Here is an 18096-nt window from a genome sequence, read left to right as displayed (position 1 = left end):
GAATCGGATTGATGGACAACCACTTTCGTGTCTTCGTCTGCGGAGCGCTGCATATCGCGACTATTGCTGACTTTCCGACGGTTAAGGAACTGTCCCGAGGTCGCGGCGTATGAGGGCCGGGTAGAGCCGCCATCGCTCCCGGATGACTTCTAGCCGTACGAGGGGGTAACGACGATGAACTTCATGACGGACCTGGCCGAGCCACTGATCATGCGCGGTCTGGTAGCGGCAGAAGCTCTGCGAGGGTGCGGCGAGGAGGAAATCGTCGCGCTGATGAACGCGCAGGGGGTCACGGAGCTACCGCTGGCGTATCGGGAGTTCTTGGGATGCGCGGGCAGAGACCCGTACTGGCTCAGCCGCAACGACGAATGGGACTATGACTGGGTCGTGGAGGCCAAGGACCTTGCTCGCGAGATCGTGGTCGACGACTATGAGCGCGACTTCGAGCCCTTCGAGAATTCCTTTATCTTCCTGACTCATCACGGCTACATGTTCTATTACTTCCGCCCGGAGGATCTGGCAGCGCCGGACCCGAATTTCTGGATCTATCTGGGCGACAAGCCCGTTCGAGACAGCGGCCTTTCGTTTACGCAGTGGCTTCGCGGCTTGGCAGACTACCTGCCCACTGCGATCGAGCTGCGGCGAGAGGTGTCGGTGATTGAGAATCGGCAGAAGGACGACAGATGACAGAGGCATCTTCTCGGGCTATCGAGATTATTCAGGAGATTGTCGATACTCTGTCCGGTGCTCACCGTGACAATCTCCCGATGAATCTTGCTTTCAGGAAGATTGGACGCTTCGGCTCCGCCACCTCGTCCATCACGTTGGATGGCCGTCTCGAGGCGGTGTATCTGGCGGACAGCGTCTATCAGCTCCTGCTGGAGCTGAAGGAGGTGATGGCTCGACCGGGTGCTGGTACATGGATCAACTTCGAATTGCATATCTCACGTGACCTGAAGGCGGAGACGCGGTTCGGCTACAGCTCCGAAGTAGATTGGCCCGGTTCATGGCCCGCAGTGGAGGACTATCTCCTGGAACTGGATCGCTATCCGCGGGACTCGGAGAAGATCCCGGAATGGTGGACGGAGATAGTCAATAACCCACAGCCCCAGTGGGAACCGTCCGCAGAGTTCGTCGCGGAGATGGATAGACGATTCGGGAGGGGCCTGCCGACAGGTGAGTGGCAGCCGACGGTGAGGCATCCACGACAGCGTGATCGAAGCGCCGGGAACCGGGCAGTAGGTCAGTTCTCGACGGCCGGGGCGCGTGTCAGCGAACGTGTCAGTTCGGCGTCAGCTCGCTGTCAGCGTGCCCCGACAAAGTGTGTTCATCGAGCAAAACGATCCGAACCGGGTCGAAGCCAACAGCTTTCGAAGGAGCACGTCATGTCGATCAACCTCACCGCCCAGGACACCGCCACCCTGCGCACCGCCGCCTACGGCGCGGTTTCCCTCTACTCCGCCGCCAGTTCGAAGCCGCACAAGGTTTCCGCCACCGGCACCGTGGCGCTGTTGTCGGCGACCGGACCGGTGGGGCATGCCCTGTCGGCCAAGGCCCGTGACATCAAGCTGACGGGTAAGAATGTCGCCGAGTTGGCTGATCAGGTTCTTCCTGCATTGAGTGCCGCGGTTACCCTGCTCGCTGAGCAGGATCCGGCCGAGGCCGAGAACTTCCGCAGCACCGTTCTGGTCGCGATCGACACTGCCGCGGTGGAGGCCGATCAGTCCAGCCCTGCCGCTGCTGAGATGACCCGCAAGATCAGCGTGGCCCTGCACATCGCGTAATCGAGTGTGGTCAGACATCGGCCGCTCGTTCCCTGTCTATGGAACGAGCGGTCGATGCTATTTATCCGGCGAATTCGAAAATGGCTGGGCGCCCGATCTCATGACGATTACAAGATCGCGCCGTGCGGCTCCAGCAAGATCCTGTTTGTCCTGGTTATGTTATTAGCTGCGCCGATGACGGCGGAAGCCAATGGATGAAGATCAGTCACCGAATCGAGGAGTCTTGATGCCTTTCAGCCCCGTTCGAGCCGCCACTCTGATCGCCGCCAGCGTTATCACGACCGCTGGTCTCGCCATTCTCTCTCCCGTGGCGCAGGCGGCTCCCGGCGGCGGACAACCGGCGGGGCTGGACCTGGCCTACGAGTGCGACACCCTCAATGCAGTCGCGGTCGACGGAAAACCGAAGCATTACAAGCTGACCGGCTCGGGGAACTGCGAGGTGCACCGGCAGCTCCCGGAGAAGGGGACGGTCACGGCCGAGGGGCTCGACATCGGGCCCAAGAAGGGGGAGGCCTTCTGGACGTGCAAGGGGGCCGAGGTGTCGATCCCGGACAAGATCGCGTCGTCCGACTGTGTGGTCGGAGTGCCTCGCTGACGAGTAGCCGCAGTGATCCGCCAGGTAGGGCGGCGGCCTATCGCTGACGGACCGTGCACGTGCGACGGGCGGAAACCTGAGTTACTTACTGGTGCAGGCAATTTCGGATGAGAAGTTTCATTTTCGACGCCCGTGCTTGTGTGACCGTTCCCTATTGCGGGCGCCTCGATCGAGCGGCCCGCTCGGCGAGCATTCGGTCTGTTTCCGCGCGCCAGTGCTCGGCATTGCTACCATCCAGCTGCCCTGCGAATGCACGACGCGCAGCCTGCACGAGCTCCTCGGAGGCATTCGGGTGCGCCCGGGCAATCTCTGTCAACGCGGTCCGGGTGGGGCTGTCTAGGCCGGTCTCGGACCGTACACCGTGTCCTTCGAGAACCCGCGCCAACATACTCTCGAAGTTCAGCTCCAGCTGTTCCTTGCTGGGACGGCCATGCCGCATGTCCGTCTCCTTCTACGAGTTATCCCCGGGTTCCCTCGTGAGGGGGAACGGGTTCAGGTTGTCGTCGAATCCGGGCACGTTACTCATTTTGTCTCGGAGGCTGTCCGGGGCGTAGTCGTCGGAGCTACCAAGGCTGTCGAGATGATCCCACCTGAACTTGGCGAGGCGTTCTCGTTCCTCCGGCGACTTGGCGGCTTGTTCGGCCTCGGATTCGGCTCGAATACGTGCGAACACCTCAGGGTCCCAACCAGCCGGAGTCTGATCCGCGTTCCCCATCACGCTCCCCTCGACTTGATGACTTCCGGCTCATCCTATCGGCCGACCGCCTCAGGGCCACATCATCGCCCGTGCCCCCAGGGTGGGCGGTATATGAAATGCTGGGAGTCGGTTCAACTGAGAAGGGGGATGCGCGTGCGCGGTCGTCGAACCGAGGAGCAGTTGCGGGACAGCTTCGATTACATGCTGTCGCGCATCCTGTCGGGCGCTGGCTTCCTCAGCGGGTCGGGATTGGATGAGGAAACGATGAACGCTTTGGACGCGATTGTTCGTGCCCGCCCGGACGTCACCGACGAACTTGTCGAGGCTGCTCGCCGCGCATTCGCAGGGCAGTTGGACGGCAGTAATGCAGCGGGCTGGCGAGCGGAGAGGGATCGTGTGCTGGCCGAGCGTGAAGAGCGGTCGAAGCGCTCGCTGTAAAGGATATGTCCTGTGGCCTCTCGATAGGGTGGGTGTGGGAACGATCCGTTCGAACGACACGTTGACGTGAGAGGTGCTGTGGGGTGGCTGAACTGGGCAGCGAATGGATTCACCGACGGGCGGCCTTACTCGAGGAAGGCACTCGTCTCAGCGAGTTGTATCGTGCAGTCGGGTACACCGAAGAGGGCAAAGCAGCGATTTATCGGGTGATCGAACTGCGCAAGCAGTATGCGGAACTCATGCCTGGTATGCCGGTGTCACGATGCCCTTTCACGCGCGAAGCGGTGAGTTGGCCGATGGACACCGTCGATTTGGACGGCTGGTTCTGGGAATGGGACAAGCCCAGCCGCCGCCGTGTATCGAAGGTTCCACCGACCTGGTTGGCAATGGGCGGTGCCATGCGACTGTCGGAGCCCGTGACCCCGGCGCCTTTCGACTGTATGCCCGGACCTGGTGTGCCGTACGTGGTTCCGCGTCTGCTGGACCTTGCCGATACCCGCGCAGTCATCGCCGAGGTCCCCGTCGGCCGCCACACGGGTTGGGCCATAACATATTTCACCACCCGTCGACCAGATGGGCTTGCACTGGAAGACCTTTGGGGCGGAAAGACGTACGACCTCTACGATTCGCAGGGCAATTGGCGAGCCTGGAGCGAGTTTCCGCAGTCTCACATCGACTACAGCTTCGATCTTCGACCATGGCTCGAGTCCGGCAAATTGTCCTGGATCGCCCCCGGCGACGACTCGGCCGTGCTACGAGAAGGTGTGGCCGACTGTCCTTACATCGACCTCGAGGGCGATCGTCAAATGCAATTGATCTACGACGGCAACATAACCCGGTGGTAGATCCCAGCCGCGTCGAACGGTTGGCAAGCCCGGTGGTCAGTGGTTGTGGCGGCTGTCGGTTTCGGGGAGCACGCTACGGATGAGGGTGGCGACGTCACGGAGCCAGGCTTCCGCCGCGGCGTCGGAAGTGTCGTCGTCGAGTACCCAGTTACCATCGGCAGCGACCATCCACGACAGAGTGCCCGGCGGTTGGGTAGCGGCAAGCATCGCTTCGATAGCTTCTGCTTTGCGCTGTACTGTCTCTCGGTTCATCTGCGCCGTTTGGGCCAGATCCTCACGCAGTTCGTCCAAGCTGTCGCAATCGGCCACATAGCTACGCAGAAACTCGCGAACCTGATCGATCACGGGGGGCGGTGGCAGGTCTATCCGTGCGCGCAGCTGATCAGGAATCTCCATAGTGATCAGGGTAATCCTGCCGGGAACGCGGTGATGACCATGAACGTCGGCGGGCTGCCTGGAACCAGCTTCAGGCGCACGGTGGCATAACTGGTCTGAGCGTAATGCGCCGACCGTTGGCCAGCGCCGTACATACCTTCGTTGTAGAACCCTTCTCCGGTCCGGTGGCCCGCATCGAAGGTGGCCGAATGCTCGCCCGTAAGGGCGATATCGGTGCGGATGCTCTCCCAGTTGGCCTCGAGGTAATCATTGATCGTGCGGTTCATCGTTGACATATCCGACCAGCGATACGACCAGTTCTCGGGGCGGCCCCACGGCGGGTCGCCGTAGATCCGGCCCTCGATGGTCCGGTCGCCGGGTGGGGCATCGCCTCGGTTCAGCGGCACATCCGAGCTATGTCGTTCGACGGAGTGTGCGCCACTGGCTGCGTACGCCGCGTCGTTCTCGCTGATGTTCACCCGGGGCGGGTCCTCGCCCAGAGCGTTGTAGATGTCGATGATGTGGCGTAACTCGGCATCCGATGGCGTACTTCTATCCCTAGCGCTGTCGGGATCGATGCTGGGCTTGTCCTCCGGGTGAGTTCCCGGAGCGAATCCATCCTGACTGGCTTTGGTTTGTGTGCCGTCGGGATGGACGACTCTCCATTCGCCGTCGGGTGGGATCCGGGGGCGTCGATTGCCGTTGGAATCGAGTTCGGAGGTGCTCGTGTAGACCCTGCCTTGGCGGTCGGTCCAGGCGGGTTTCGTCGGGGCCAGGACGTCGGTGTCGAGATGGAAAGCGAGGCGGGCAGCTACTTCGTTGCTGGCGGCATCGCACCCGATCAAGCGGATTGGGGTGCTGCCGTCGTACCCGAGTTGGCGGAGGAGGCCGCCGAATTCCTCGGGAGTGTAGGTACGGTCACCGACGCGGATGTTGCCGTCTTCTGTGATGTGGACGTCGACGGTGACGTAGTCGGGGTCATTGGTGACCCGGCGGGCCAGTTCGGCGAGTTCAGGATCGTTGGGGTGGAAAGAGAGGCCGGCGTCGGTTCTTTCGGCGTTATGTTGTGGGGCCTCCGGCGCGGCTGGGGCGTCTGCCAGTTCGGAACGCTGTGGTTCGTCCCCATGTGGACGCTGCTTCTCGGCGGGGCCCGAATTCTCCTCGGTCGGCCGGTGATTCGGGTCGGTCCTCGAGACCTCCTTCAGCTGGCGGCCGAGTTCTGTTGCCGCTTCGGGGGATTCGGCTAGCGGAGGCCTTGTTTCGGTGGTCGGACGATCCTCCAGGGCGCGGAGGATGTCCGCCGGATGGGTGCCGTCTACGATTGCTGCTTCGACTTTCTGGCGGAGCGTTGCCAGTTGATGTTCAGGTCCGTCGATGCGGGCGAGGATCGGCTCGAATTCTCCTCCACGATCGATGAACAGCATCGGTTCGCGCCGACCCTCGACAATGAGGTCGATCGGCGTCTTGAACCCTTTGTTCACCAAAGCTCGGTAGGTGTCGGCGGCGAAATCGGGATGGTTCGTCAGTTCGTCGACGGAGTCACGCAGGCGCGCGATATCGGAGTCCAGTTGTTGGCGGCGGTCCGCTCCGTGACGTGCGCGGTCGTCAGTAGTGGCATCCGGATGTGATTCGTCGACATGGTTCCGGGTGACCTCATTGAGCGCTCGGAGCTGTTCCGCGTGCAGCATGTCCAGCTTGCCGTTGACATGCCACGGGATCATTTCCCGGTCGACGCCCGTGACATTCTTCTCGGCCCATTCGAGCAATGGTTGGTCGTGCGGACGGAACTGCACCAACGGTTCTCGGTCGTTGGGTGGAGCGTCGTGCTGATGCTTGTTGACGATGTCTTCGAAGTTGCGTGTTCTCTGGAATTCGCTGGCCGGTTCCCAGTACACGTGCGGGCCGTGCTGGATGCCGGCATCGAGTTGAACCAGTGCTTCTTCGTGGAATCTGAGTTCGTCTGCGGTGAGCCGAGTTCCATCGGCATGGCGGATATCGAACAGATCATGGTCACCGGTAATCGGTTGATACTTGCCTTTGAACAGACCCTCGACAATCCCGTCATCGGTGACTCTGTATCGCGCCCCGAGCCTCTGCATATGGTCCCGGTAGGCCTCGAAGTCTTTGTCTCGCTTCGCGAGCCGATCCCGCAGTTGCTCCATCCGCTCCGGGGAAACGGTGCCCTCCTCGGGAAGTTTCAGCCTTCCCGGTTCGAACCGCCCGACCAGCCCCTTGGCCCACTCCGGCGCACCCAGATCGACATCGTCCTGGTTGATGGTCTTGTCCTTGACGTCCATCGGTTTCGGCATCGCACCTTCTTGTAGATGCGGGACCGAATCGACATTCGTTGGACGGACCTCGATCAGTAGATCGTGGACCTCTGTGTACTCCTTGACTATCCGCTGGTTCTTCTCCGGAATTCCGTGTTCTTGCTGGATTTCCTGCGAGGTGAGCGGCATAGGCTCCGGCCGCGCTTCGGACTCATGCGTTGACTCCCGGGGATCGTCATTGTCGATCGTGGCGCGTTCGACCTGGTGATCCTCGGTCGGTCGTGGTTGTTCTTCGTCATTTCGAATCGGCGTTTCATCGGGGTGATCCGATGGGTTTGTATGGGGCTCGATGTGAGCCTCGGCGCGATCCTCCACGGGAGGCAACAGATGGTCGCGGTTCTGCACGACATACTGTGCGAGCGTGGAATCGTGGTCGTTGAACAACTGCCACGCGGTGACCTCGGCCTCTGGGTCCCGCAAGCCGAGCGTGTCGAAGAGTTCGCCGAATTTCGCTCGCAGTCCTGGTAATTCGGGTGCGCGTGCAGGATCGTGATAGGCCACGAAGACATCGTTGATCTCGGTCCGGACCTGTTCGAAACGATCCTTCAGATGCTGTGTCAGCGTCGGCGGCCGATCCGGGTCGACGTGGGGAGCAACATCCGGGTGGGCTTGTTCGGAATCCGGCAGGTTGAGCGAGAAGCCTTTGTGGGGCTCCTCGACCGGTTCCAGGGGGAAGGGCTCGTCCAGAATCGAGTCATGCAGGGTTGCTGGGGAAGCTGAAACTTCATCTTCCGACAGTCTTGTCGACTCGGTGACTTCTTCCCAAGTTATGTGAAGCGTTCCGTCGGCGCCCATCTCGCGGTCCAGCACACGGAACTGCCTCCCGTCCGGGATGAGAACCTCCGCTTCGCCACGCCTTTCCGGAGGCCGGAGGAACGAGATGTCTTTCCCGGTGGCCGACACGATGGTCAGCTTCACGTTCGGGTTCCACTTGAACTTGGTTTTCGAGGTCGATACGAAACCGGGGTCCTCGACTATCGCGCCTTGGCGGTTTTCGTACCAGAACTTCTCCAAATCCTTGGGCGAGAGCGTGATCGATCGTTTTACCGGGCCGACATGGTCGGGGAGTTTGTCCAGACCGGAGCGAATGAGATCGATTGTCTCCGGCGAAACAGCGCGCAGGTCTTCACCGAATCGCAAGTGGCGGTTGATCTCGTTGTAGTGAGGTCCCGCGTATTCGTCCAGGGCAAGGCGCTCGGCTTGTGGCAGTTGATCGCAGGCATCTTTGGCGGCTTGCTCTGTTGGTGTCAACCCCGGCTCGTCAGGTCGGTGACCGGGTTCGTCCGATACGGGATGGTGCCCGTCGGGCTCAGAGTGTGTTGGTACGCGGCTGGGAGTTTCTTCGGCTGAGGGAAGGAAGCTACGACCGTTGTCCACGACGTATTTGGCCAGCGCGGGGTCGTGTTCATGGAAAAGTTGCCACATGGGGGTGGCGGTATCGGGGTCCCGCAGGCGGAGTTCGTCGTATCGCTCGGCGAATTTCTGGTGGAGGTTCGCGAGCTCGTCAGCTCGAGTTGGATCGGCGGATGCACGAACGATTTCAGTGGCCTGCTCACGCAGGCTCTCGAAGCTGCCGCGGAGCTCCGGCGTCAGTTCTGTTGGGACAGTGGTGCGGTCCGGGAAAGCTTCCGGTTTCGAGGAGTCCGCCACTGGCTCACGGCCCGAGCGATCGGGATGTATGTTGGCGTTGTCCAGGAGGTGCTGATAGAGCACCTTGGCTGGTTCGCTGGCGGCTTCGCCGTTGATCTGGACATCGGCGAATGCCTCTGCCACTGCCTCCGGGGCATCGAATTTGCCGTGGTCGAAGCTGTAGCCGCTGAGCTGGTCGAGCCACTGCTCATACGCAGCCTTGTCCATACCGCCGCGGGTGGACTCGTAGTAGTTGTCCAGTGCGTCCAAAGCGGTCTCGGTGGCACGTAGCTGCCCCTCGACGTCGAGAACATGGCCGAACTCATGGACGAGCGACGAATAGATCGGGCGGTCGGTCGAACCCGGCACGAAATGGCCGTCCGCCACGAGTTCGGAGCTCTCACGGGCCATTACTTCGGGATTGAGGGCGGACGTCTCGTTCAGAATCAACGCTTCGGTGTGGACCCGGCCATCTGGGGAACGGTTCCAAGCGGTTGCGGCGTGATAGTCGTCCTGAAGCCGTTCGATGGAGATCTTGGGCAGCGTGACGCCCGGGTACTGGGACAGCATGTCATCGACGGCGCGGGCGAACTCACGCACAACCTCCGGATGCAGTTCCGGATTGTCGAAACCGTCCACCTCAATTCCCCAGCGACCGTGTACCTCGTCGGCGATCTCACGGGCGTTCATCGCCGACCAGCCATCGTCGAGGTCCGGCGCCCAGCCCCCTTCCACTGGATGAGGTTGTACCGGAAGGGTTTCAGCAGGGTGAGGCTCGGTAGGTTCTGGTTCGGGAGAACGTGATTTGCGCGGTTTGAGTGAGGGCTTGTCCGGATGCTGCTCGTTCTTCGGCGATACCCCGTCCGGTAGCCCCTTCTGCGTCGCCTCCCAGAACCGTTCGCTTACATTGCGTTTCAGTTCGGTATTGAGCGCCGCTTCCGCAGGGGCCATTTCGCGGTGCTCGTCCTTGGCCAACGCCTTGAAGTCGCGTTGCACCTCGTACAACCCGTGTTCGTAGTTCGCGACGGCGTCGATGTGGCTGAGGTGCAGTCGTAGTTCGGCGATGTGGCCGTTCTCCAGTTGGACTTTCATCTGCAGGTCGCGATAACCCGACGCCTGGGGTTGGTCGAAGCGGTCCTCGAATTCGACGATTCGGATCCGTGGATCGTTCTCGATCATCTCCAGGGCGCGGTAAGCGTCGGAGACGTGATCGAAGACGATCTTCGCGCCAACCAGATCCGTCAATCGGGAGACGTCGCCGTCATAACCCCGGATCTTGTCCCATGCCCGGGTCTCGTCCTTCGGCTGCTCCCGCCAGCCTGGTTTGCCCTCAGTCTCCGTCGCGATATCCCTGACGACGTTATTGAGCGCGTCTTGTGAGGGTCGCCAGACGTCGTACTGCTTCTGCAGGAATTCACGCTGATATTCAGGGTCGTCGACCCTGTTGTAATCGAATTCGGGTTGTCTGCGCGCGGACTCGGGGACATCGCTCGTCGCCTCCCGGATCTCGCGTGACATCGCTCGATCTTCCGGCGTCAGCGGCGTTGGCTCGATGTGAACCGGTTCTGCCAGAACTGATTCCGGTCCGCGCTCCGTGACCGCGTCAACAGCATCCCGCAGGACTGGCAGACCGTCTGGGTGGGTGAGCAGCGATGCCAGCGTTTTCGGGCGCTCTAGAAGTGAATGTTCCAAGTACTGGTTGTTGCGGAGCAACTCGGCCAGTTCCGGATGCTGAGGCAACAGGTCCCGGATGACAGTGCTCACTGGGGTGTCGACTGCGTCGACCGTTGTAGTGATGCCCAATTCGTCGGCGCGGTCCAGGGCCGCCATGACGTGAGGGTTGTTCAGATAATGGTCGACACCGGGTGCGGGCGATCCGTCATGCATGACCGGTTCGGGCGCCGACGCGGCGGGTGAATCGTGCGGTTTGCCCTGCGGTTCGAACGGGCTGGGGCTCGAGGACTTTCGGAAGCGCGGGTCGTGAACGGTGTCGTTGGGGAGATGCTCGAAACCGTCCGGAAAGCTGCCATGATCGCGGGCGCTGTCGAGAAGGTGCCAGTAAAGGACCTTGGCGGGCTCGGTGGCGGCTTCGCCGTGATACTCAACTTCGAGGAAGGCCTCGGCCAGAGCCTCGCTCGGTTCGAAGGTGCCGTTTTCCTCGAAGCTGTAGCCGCTGAGTTGATCCAGCCAATCTTTGAAGGCATCTGGATCCAATTCACCACGGGTGGATTCGAAATGGTCGGCCAACGCGTCATAGGCGGTTCGTTCGGCGTGCTCCTGCCCTTCGTTATCGAGGACGTGGCCGAATTCGTGTACCAGTGATGAATGGATCGGACGGTCGGCCGACCCCGGCACCAGGTGACCGTCGGCCTCGTCCTCGGCGATCTCGCGGATCATCCGGTCGATGTCGAGCGCGTAGCGCTCGTTCAGAATCACCTTCTCGGTGTACATACGACCCGAGGACGTAAAGCCCGGATCGGTTGCGGCGTAGACATCTGGTTCGTTGATCGGCTCGATCGCAACACCGCCCAGATCCACATCCGGGTAGCGAGTCAGCATGTCGTCGATGGCGCGGGCGAATTCGCGCGCCACCTCCGGATCGAGATGGGGATTGTCGAATCCCGACACGTCGATACCCCAGCGGTTCGCCAGTTCATCCGCGACCTGCTGACTGTCCAGGCGCGACCATTCGTCATCGGGTCGAGGCGACCAATCATGTTCGGACGGAACCGTTTCCGACGGGTCTGCCGCAGGTGTATGTGGATCATCCGGGAGACTGGGTTTCGGCTCTTCGTGGGCACGGGCCCCTGATCCGTCAGATGCACGGGGCTTTGATCCCCCGGAGGTCGAGGAGCGCGTGACGTCTGCAGCCCGCGGGGTACCTGCACCCGGTTTGGTGGATCCCGGATGTGTCGCGGGCTCGCCCAGCGTTGGCGTGAGGACGGGTGCGGGTAGGACATCGGCTTGGGCGGGGGAATCCTCGCCGAGATGTGTGTCGGGAACCGTGCCGTTGTTGTCTGGTTGCAGGTCGTCCGTGTGCTCGCGATCGTGCCGAACTGCTTCCACCGCAGGCTCTTTCGGCTCCCGGAGGTGCGCTGGGCCCTGCTGCTCGACTTCGGGGTGCAGCGCCTGGGTTGTCGAAGTGTCCGGCCGAGCCCTCTCGGTCGTGGATTCGAGCCGCGATCGGTCCGGGGTGGCTGGCTTGTTGGCGGGGTCGGTTCGATCCTCTGTTCGTCCCGGCGGCGTCTGCTCCTGTCCTGTTGCGGGCTCCGTTGTGGCAGAACGTGTTTGGGTATCGGCAGTAACCTCGGTAGGCCGGATCTCTCGGCCAACCGGCGCGGGCCTGTCCTGGGTGCCTGAGACAATATTGCCGCGATGGTCCGACGTGATCGCCGCCGCGCGAGCAGGAGCCTCGCCTGCTGGCTGCGCGGGTGCATTGGTGCGTGGAGCGGCTGGTTCCGCGGACTTGGGGGAGTTATCGCCTAGTTTCGCGCCCGCGTCGCTTGGGCGGACAGTGCTATCTCCGGCGGCAGGCGCGTTCGCTCTGACTTCGTTGCGCGGAGTGTCCCCAGAGGGAGCGGCACGTCCGCCATTGGCAGTGTCGACGGGTTGCCGGTTCAAAGGCTGATCAGTGTGTACGGACGTTTGAAGTTCCTGCTGCACAACGTGATTGGGCTGACCGCCCGCGACCTTGACATCCGCCGGCGAGGTGTGGCTGCTGCTGCCATCGGGGCCGTTCTTGGTGGCAGCAGCTACGTCGCTGTGTGCGGCGTCGCCGCGGCCACTGTGCAAGCCGTGGTTGGCGCCGCCGCCAGCGCCCATGGCCAGGCCACCGATCAGCAACTGCGAATGGAAGGTCTTGTCGACCTTGCTCCAGTCGCCGTGGCTGTTGTACAGCTGGGTGCCCAGCCCCGCTCCGTACATGCCGACAGCGCCGATACCGCCACCGATGCCACCGGCGATGGTTCCACCAAGGCGCGAGTTCAGTCGGGTGTCCTTCAAGGCGTTGCCCACGATTCCGTGGAATGGCGCACCGACGAGGCCACCCGCACCCCACTGCAGGCTGGTCTGAAACGTTTGCTTCAAGTCGAAGCCATCGTCGCGATGACCATTCATGATTTGGATGGCTTGTGTCCCGGCATCGAGTCCGGCACCCATCACACCGGTAACAATGCCAGCGCCGACGGCCTTGACAGCCGCCTGCGTGGCTCGAGTGGCCAGCGGTTGAACAGCCTTCTCGGCAAGCGGTGCGATCTCTCGTTCAAGGACTGGCACGGCGATTTCGCGAACCAACGGCTTTGCAAGCGCCTGCAGTCCCGCGCGTTCGCTGATCGCGGCGATCCTCGCCATCGCCGCCTTGCTGAAGGTGGCCAGAGACGCTCGTGCAGTAGCGAGAACACCCGGTATGAGTGCCTCGCCAAAGAGGGTGATGCTCAGCTGAACGATGGTGTAAAGCGTCAGGAGGGCGAAGACCTCTGACTGGATCTTCGTATATTCGATCTCTGTTGCGGTGGAGCGACTGTCGTGGCCGAGTTGGGTCAGGCTCTCCACAAGTTTTTGGATGGAGTGGTCTTGGCCGTCGAAGAGCGTTGCGAACTCTTGGGTTATCGCGGTGGCGCCTTCTCCGAGGTAGTACTGGGGCACCTGATCAGTGGCGGATCTGAGCTCCGGCTCGAGCTTTTCGAGTTCGGCAGCGGCCAACTTCCACGTGTCGCCCAGGTCGAACAGCGCATCCTGGTCACCCTTGGGATACACCGCAAAGAAGTTGAGTGCCGACATCAACCCATTTGGAAGATGATCCCCGGCCCATGTCCACCCGGACACAAATTATCCGATGATTCGGCGATCACGCTGCCAGGGCGTTTGCGGAACCAAGTCTCGAACTGACTGCGCGACCGGATTCATCGGCCTCCCCCTCCTGCAGTTGATTGCAAAAGCCCGGACTCCCAACCGGATTCGACAAACGTATACGCAACCCTACCCAGAGTGTCTCTACCGGTCCAATTTTCGGCCTGACCGGGCCTATCGACTGCCTCCGACCCAGGAGTAGCCGAAGGTTGGTTCGTCACCCGCGTCGCGCCGAGCAAATTCCTCTTCCCATACCTGGAAGGTCGTGCGGTAGAGGGCGGCGATCATACTTCGCTCCTCAGGACTGATTCGCCGTCGTTCCTGCTCGGCGTGTTCGAACATCTCCTTGATTTGCGCGTAGAGATCGAATACCGGGCCTGATCCGCGGAGGTACAGACTGCGCGCTTCTTCGGTCGCTTTGACGAACTGTTCCTCGTTCAGCGCGGAGAAGTCCAGATCGGTACCAGATCTCAGCACCGCGTCCATGTCCTCGTCCGATGCGGGTTCGAAAGCGCCCGTTCGAACATTCAGCTTCTGCCCGATCAGCTTGCCGTGCTCAGGCTCTTCGAGACGAATCGTGCCGTTGCGGAACCGAAAATAGGATGGCGACTCTTTGAGCCAATGCATGTGCCTGCCTTTCGGTATTCCGCTTAGTCGTGGTCCGGGCACATCATTCCATCGGCGTGCCTGGATTGACCACTCACCTGGCGCCGATCACCATTCGGTGGCAGCGATGTTGGATCGCCGGCGGGCTTGCGGGTCGTGCTCGAATTCCTCGACGTTGTCGAACTGCGGTGCCGTATCGATGTCAGCGGCCTTCCGTTCGGCAGCGTCGGGTGGCGCCATGGAGACTTCGGGCGGAGTGGGCACCATGGCCTGGATATCAGGCATAACGGGGAAGAATTCGGACAGCGACGGAACGCGAGCCTGTTCGGACTGTAGCGCGGCCAGGATCTCCTGCGACTTCTGCTGTACCTGCGCGGCAGCCTCCTGGGTGGCCTGGGTGACAGCGGCAGCGATCTCGGAGAACAGGAGATCACCTATGTCATCGGAGAATTCGGTCTTGATCACGACACCGTCGGCATTGACGGTGATCGTGACGCGTCGCCCGCCGGCATGCGCGGTCGCGGTGAGTCGGGCGCGTTCCTGTTGTGCCCGTGCAACGGACGCGAAGCTGCCCTCGACCAATTCGACCAGCTCAGCCAGCTGTGCCTTCGCAACCTCATTCGTCACAGCTGTCTCCCCGCACGGTGCAAGCCCGGCCCTACCCGAGCGCCTGTTCTTCCTGGCTACGAATCAGAAGCGGCTGGTGTTGGTGTCTTCCACGTTTTCGAACGATCTGGCACCATCGCGCAGTCCCTTCGAATACTTCTGGAGCAGGGCTGTTTTCGAAGCGAGGGTGTCCTGTAAGGCGGGATTGCGGGCGTTGTAGCCGCTGTTGCCGTCGGCGAATTTGTCACCGTACTCATCGTGCCCCCAGCAGCCATTATGAGCGTCTGCCGCAGCCTTTACCGTGTTCAGAATGCTGGTGATCGTGGCAGACACATCGTCGAGCCTGTCTGCTACGGACCGCATACCAGCGACTTCGACCTGTACTTTTGTCGCCACGTTGACCCCCGCTGTAGTCCTTCGGTAACTGCCGCCGATCATATACGCGGAGGAGTTGCGCACGCCAACGCAAAGGTGCGTCGAACGCATTGCTCTGCTGCCTATTTGGCGATCCCTGCCAGCATCAACTGATAGTAGCCAGCGTCCAGATCGAACTTATCACCGGCCAGAGATCGAGCCAGTAGCGCACGCGTCACGCTGCCGGTCTCAGCCGCCGCTACCAGGGCGGTGATCCATGAGGACGAACTCCCCTCGATCAGCTGTGCGAGCACGTCGAATACTGTATCGCTGCTCCAGATGCCGGGGAGCGCAGGACTTAGTTCGGCGGTGACCGGCGATTCACCGCAAAGCCATGCCTCACCGTCCCACCAATAGCAAAATGACAGCAATCCGTTCGCTGCACGGGGATTCAGCACGGGATCAGCAACCCAGTCGGGCGCGCCACGATACAGCTGCGGCATGGTGGCGCCGTCGTTGTAGGTGGCGTCGAGTCTCAGATCGCTCCATAAACCGCCCGAAAGGACCGCTCGTCCATGCGGTAGCAGATGCAGTGTGGACCCGCTGCGGGTCGATCCCTCGAACCAGCCGAGCGCAGTTGTGGTCCGGGGACCCAATGGCGAATCCGCGGCCACGAAGGCGGCGGCGATCACGGCCCAGCGGGCCCACAGCAAGGGCAGTGCGGGCAGATCGGTCTCAACCCGTGGCGTGAATGGGCCATCACCCGCCTCGGCATGTGCGGCAATGCCGGGCGTACGGGTCTGTCGGCCACCGTGGCCGACGTATGCGGCCAACCACATCGGTAGCCTTTTGCGCGGATAAGTCCGAAGATCCGCGAGATACGCCTGCGGGGGAAATAGTTGCTGGTCGGGGAAAGGCTCTGCCCCGTAGTCATATTCGATCTGTGTCGAACCCGCCCTGGTCGCGATCGCGAGAAACCGCCACCACGGACCATCGGCCGACTCGGCCGACCGATGACGAAGCTCTCGCAACAGCTCCACCATGCGCATTGACAGCCGTGCCGGCGCTGCACGCTTCGAGTCCGACACGATCACCTGTGCGGTCTCGTCGCTGACTGTCATGGCGACGGCCACATCCAGTCGATCCCATCCATCTGGCAGCTGCGCAAGAAGTTCGTCGGTGACCTGTTGGATCAGCCGATCCTGCTCTGCCGACCGATCCGACCTCGCCGGTCGACCCGGAACCAGGCCGATTCCCTCCGCAGCGGTGTTTCGCTCCAACCGAAATCCCACATCCGGCGATTCCTCCGTCGAATTATCCTGGCTCACACTGTCCCCGGTCTCCGAACCAATAGAGCTTCCAGCCTGTCCGAACCTAGCTCGATTGACCAATTGATAGGAAGTGCTCATGACTATTTGATCAACCGCGAGCTGGCTACGAAGCATGGACGCGCCGGCCGGTTGCATACCTGCCGATCACACTCGGAGACGCTCTTGCTGGTTACCTCAGGGTGCGAAGACGAGATCGGCAGCGGGGTCCTTCCGCGCGGAGTCCGGCATCAGCCCGGTGAGGTTTTCGATCTTCTGGTCCAGCAAGCTGGAAGAGATGTATCAACGTGGTCTGAAACCTGTTGAGGCGATTAGCTATTGGGTGGGAAAGCCTGAGGACGCTGAGTTCGGTGGGATTCCTGCCGGTGCTGAGCTCGGGGATGCGCGGGACTATTCAGGACTTGGCGTTGGCTGAATCCGGATGTGCCGCTGGGGGAGGGTCCCTGGATGCAAGATGGGGAGTGCCCGAGCGGTGCGCCCGCGGATCGCTCAGAGGGATGGGGTGCGCTGGATGCGGTTCCGACTTCGCCGTATCCCGAAGAAGCCACCTCTCCGGTCACCTTCCTTTCGGTCAGGTGTGACGGCGTTGTGATGGGCTACCTTCAGCGCCTCGCCGACAACGCCTGATACCAGCGACCTGCTGCGGGAGAGGCTGGAGCGCCCCGATGGCATTCATGGACAATCTGACCAAGCCGCTGGTTAATGCGCGGCCTGGTAGCGGCAGATGCTTGGAGGGGTGCAGCGAGGCGGAAATCGTCGCGCTGATGAGTGCGCAGGGGCCACAGAGCTAATGCAGTCGTATCGAGAGTTCTGGGATACGGGGCAGAGATCCCAACTGGCTCAGTCGGAACGACGTTTTCCGAGGTTCTGACCGATTGGTTCAAGACCTTCGTCGGCCTGGAGGGGCTGGCGGAGAGTCAATTCATCTGCGTCCTACCGACCAGGACCTACGCACACGCAGGCAACGTCAGCGAGTTCACGCTCCTACATTTCGATCAAGCCCAGACCGTCGGCCATATCGAGTACCCCACCGGCGCTCTCTACCTGCAGGAATACGCGTGGCAGTGTACGAGATGCTGGCCGGCCAGCTCCGTTCGGCGGCTCTGTCGAAAAGTGGATCCACCGAACTGATTCGGAGTCGCTCGGCCGAGTGGAAATGAGGAGTCGACACATGATCATGAGTGGCCCAAGTCCAGCTACAGCGGAAGCAATGGTGGCCAGTGTGTCGAGGTTCTCCTCGACAGCGACCGGATCGGTGTTCCCGACTCGAGGAACTGCGGTTTGGAGTTGTGGTTCTCCGGCGATCAATGGGACTTGCTTCCTCGCCAGCGATATCTGGCATTCATGACGACCGCCACCTATAAGGCGAGTCGGTTGGGTGTGATCTCGAACCCGAACGCCGACCTGCCGTAACTGGTGCGCGTGTGGGCAGTCCGGCCGTCGTGTGAAACTGGGCTCGACTGGTTCTGGTAGCGAGCGCGGGTTAGGGTCGAGCGAGTGTCTGAACGAGAGGGGGGTTCGTGCAGCGACCATCTGACCAGTGTGTGCCGCACCCAGAGCCGGTCTCGCCGAATCAGCCGACGCAGCAACCGGGTTCGAGTGCACCGATTGAATGTAGCTATTTGGCGGATTCGGGGACAGTGCCGCGGCTGAGCCGGGCG

11 protein-coding genes and 1 pseudogene are annotated in these 18096 nt (G+C 61.7%); 6 read left to right on the top strand and 6 right to left on the bottom strand.

Translation table 11 applies throughout. From position 1 onward, the window contains the following. The first annotated feature begins 183 nt into the window (after nucleotides 1-183). The 5 genes from OHB26_RS06885 (at nucleotide 184) to OHB26_RS06865 (ending at nucleotide 4359) form a co-directional block, all read left to right on the top strand. Complete coding sequence (locus OHB26_RS06885) at nucleotides 184-687, top strand: SMI1/KNR4 family protein (protein ID WP_330183384.1); 504 nt, start codon at nucleotides 184-186, stop codon at nucleotides 685-687. Further along, nucleotides 684-1784: a hypothetical protein gene (locus OHB26_RS06880; RefSeq protein WP_330183383.1), complete on the top strand. Its 1101-nt coding sequence runs from the start codon at nucleotides 684-686 to the stop codon at nucleotides 1782-1784. Before OHB26_RS06885 ends, OHB26_RS06880 begins: the two co-directional genes overlap by 4 nt. Nucleotides 1785-2010: 226 nt before the next feature. Further along, nucleotides 2011-2379, top strand: a complete 369-nt coding sequence (locus tag OHB26_RS06875; protein WP_330183382.1) for a hypothetical protein — start codon at nucleotides 2011-2013, stop codon at nucleotides 2377-2379. 808 nt (nucleotides 2380-3187) lie between these two features. After that, a complete protein-coding gene (locus OHB26_RS06870) occupies nucleotides 3188-3514 on the top strand; it encodes a hypothetical protein (RefSeq protein ID WP_330183381.1) in 327 nt (108 codons plus the stop codon). A gap of 83 nt (nucleotides 3515-3597) precedes the next feature. Beyond that, nucleotides 3598-4359 carry a hypothetical protein gene (locus tag OHB26_RS06865; RefSeq protein ID WP_330183380.1) on the top strand — a complete coding sequence of 254 codons (762 nt, stop codon included), beginning with the start codon at nucleotides 3598-3600 and terminating at the stop codon, nucleotides 4357-4359. Between the two features lie 36 nt (nucleotides 4360-4395). Here the strand turns inward: OHB26_RS06865 and OHB26_RS06860 are convergent, their stop codons facing one another. The 6 genes from OHB26_RS06860 to OHB26_RS06835 form a co-directional block, all read right to left on the bottom strand. Beyond that, nucleotides 4396-4755 carry a hypothetical protein gene (locus tag OHB26_RS06860; protein ID WP_330183379.1) on the bottom strand — a complete coding sequence of 120 codons (360 nt, stop codon included), beginning with the start codon at nucleotides 4753-4755 and terminating at the stop codon, nucleotides 4396-4398. Between the two features lie 5 nt (nucleotides 4756-4760). Further along, complete coding sequence (locus OHB26_RS06855; protein ID WP_330183378.1) at nucleotides 4761-13472, bottom strand: WXG100-like domain-containing protein; 8712 nt, start codon at nucleotides 13470-13472, stop codon at nucleotides 4761-4763. A gap of 243 nt (nucleotides 13473-13715) precedes the next feature. Further along, nucleotides 13716-14168: a hypothetical protein gene (locus OHB26_RS06850; RefSeq protein WP_330183377.1), complete on the bottom strand. Its 453-nt coding sequence runs from the start codon at nucleotides 14166-14168 to the stop codon at nucleotides 13716-13718. An 87-nt stretch (nucleotides 14169-14255) separates the two neighbouring features. After that, nucleotides 14256-14774, bottom strand: coding sequence for a YbaB/EbfC family nucleoid-associated protein (locus OHB26_RS06845; RefSeq protein WP_330183376.1), 519 nt, complete (start codon nucleotides 14772-14774; stop codon nucleotides 14256-14258). A 63-nt stretch (nucleotides 14775-14837) separates the two neighbouring features. Further along, nucleotides 14838-15086 (bottom strand): hypothetical protein, encoded by a 249-nt coding sequence (locus OHB26_RS06840; RefSeq protein ID WP_330183375.1) that lies wholly within the window; start codon nucleotides 15084-15086, stop codon nucleotides 14838-14840. 164 nt (nucleotides 15087-15250) lie between these two features. Continuing rightward, nucleotides 15251-16516, bottom strand: coding sequence for a hypothetical protein (locus OHB26_RS06835; protein WP_330183374.1), 1266 nt, complete (start codon nucleotides 16514-16516; stop codon nucleotides 15251-15253). A 1110-nt stretch (nucleotides 16517-17626) separates the two neighbouring features. On the opposite strand from OHB26_RS06835, the pseudogene OHB26_RS06830 reads away from it, so the two are divergent. Continuing rightward, nucleotides 17627-17848, top strand: a pseudogene (locus OHB26_RS06830) (DUF397 domain-containing protein); the annotation flags it as partial. Nucleotides 17849-18096 lie beyond the last annotated feature (248 nt).

This window comes from Nocardia sp. NBC_01503, from assembly GCF_036327755.1.
Taxonomy (GTDB): Bacteria; Actinomycetota; Actinomycetes; order Mycobacteriales; family Mycobacteriaceae; genus Nocardia.
The sequence above is the reverse complement of the archived record's forward strand: the minus strand, read 5'-3'. Positions and strand labels throughout refer to the sequence as shown.

Excerpts from the sequence above, each read along its gene's own strand:
- OHB26_RS06885 (WP_330183384.1), top strand. The coding sequence starts at position 184 with ATGACGGACCTGGCCGAGCCACTGATCATGCGCGGTCTGGTAGCGGCA.
- OHB26_RS06880 (WP_330183383.1), top strand. The coding sequence starts at position 684 with ATGACAGAGGCATCTTCTCGGGCTATCGAGATTATTCAGGAGATTGTC.
- OHB26_RS06875 (WP_330183382.1), top strand. The coding sequence starts at position 2,011 with ATGCCTTTCAGCCCCGTTCGAGCCGCCACTCTGATCGCCGCCAGCGTT.
- OHB26_RS06870 (WP_330183381.1), top strand. The coding sequence starts at position 3,188 with ATGAAATGCTGGGAGTCGGTTCAACTGAGAAGGGGGATGCGCGTGCGC.
- OHB26_RS06860 (WP_330183379.1), bottom strand. The coding sequence starts at position 4,755 with ATGGAGATTCCTGATCAGCTGCGCGCACGGATAGACCTGCCACCGCCC.
- OHB26_RS06855 (WP_330183378.1), bottom strand. The coding sequence starts at position 13,472 with ATGTCGGCACTCAACTTCTTTGCGGTGTATCCCAAGGGTGACCAGGAT.
- OHB26_RS06850 (WP_330183377.1), bottom strand. The coding sequence starts at position 14,168 with ATGCATTGGCTCAAAGAGTCGCCATCCTATTTTCGGTTCCGCAACGGC.
- OHB26_RS06835 (WP_330183374.1), bottom strand. The coding sequence starts at position 16,516 with ATGAGCACTTCCTATCAATTGGTCAATCGAGCTAGGTTCGGACAGGCT.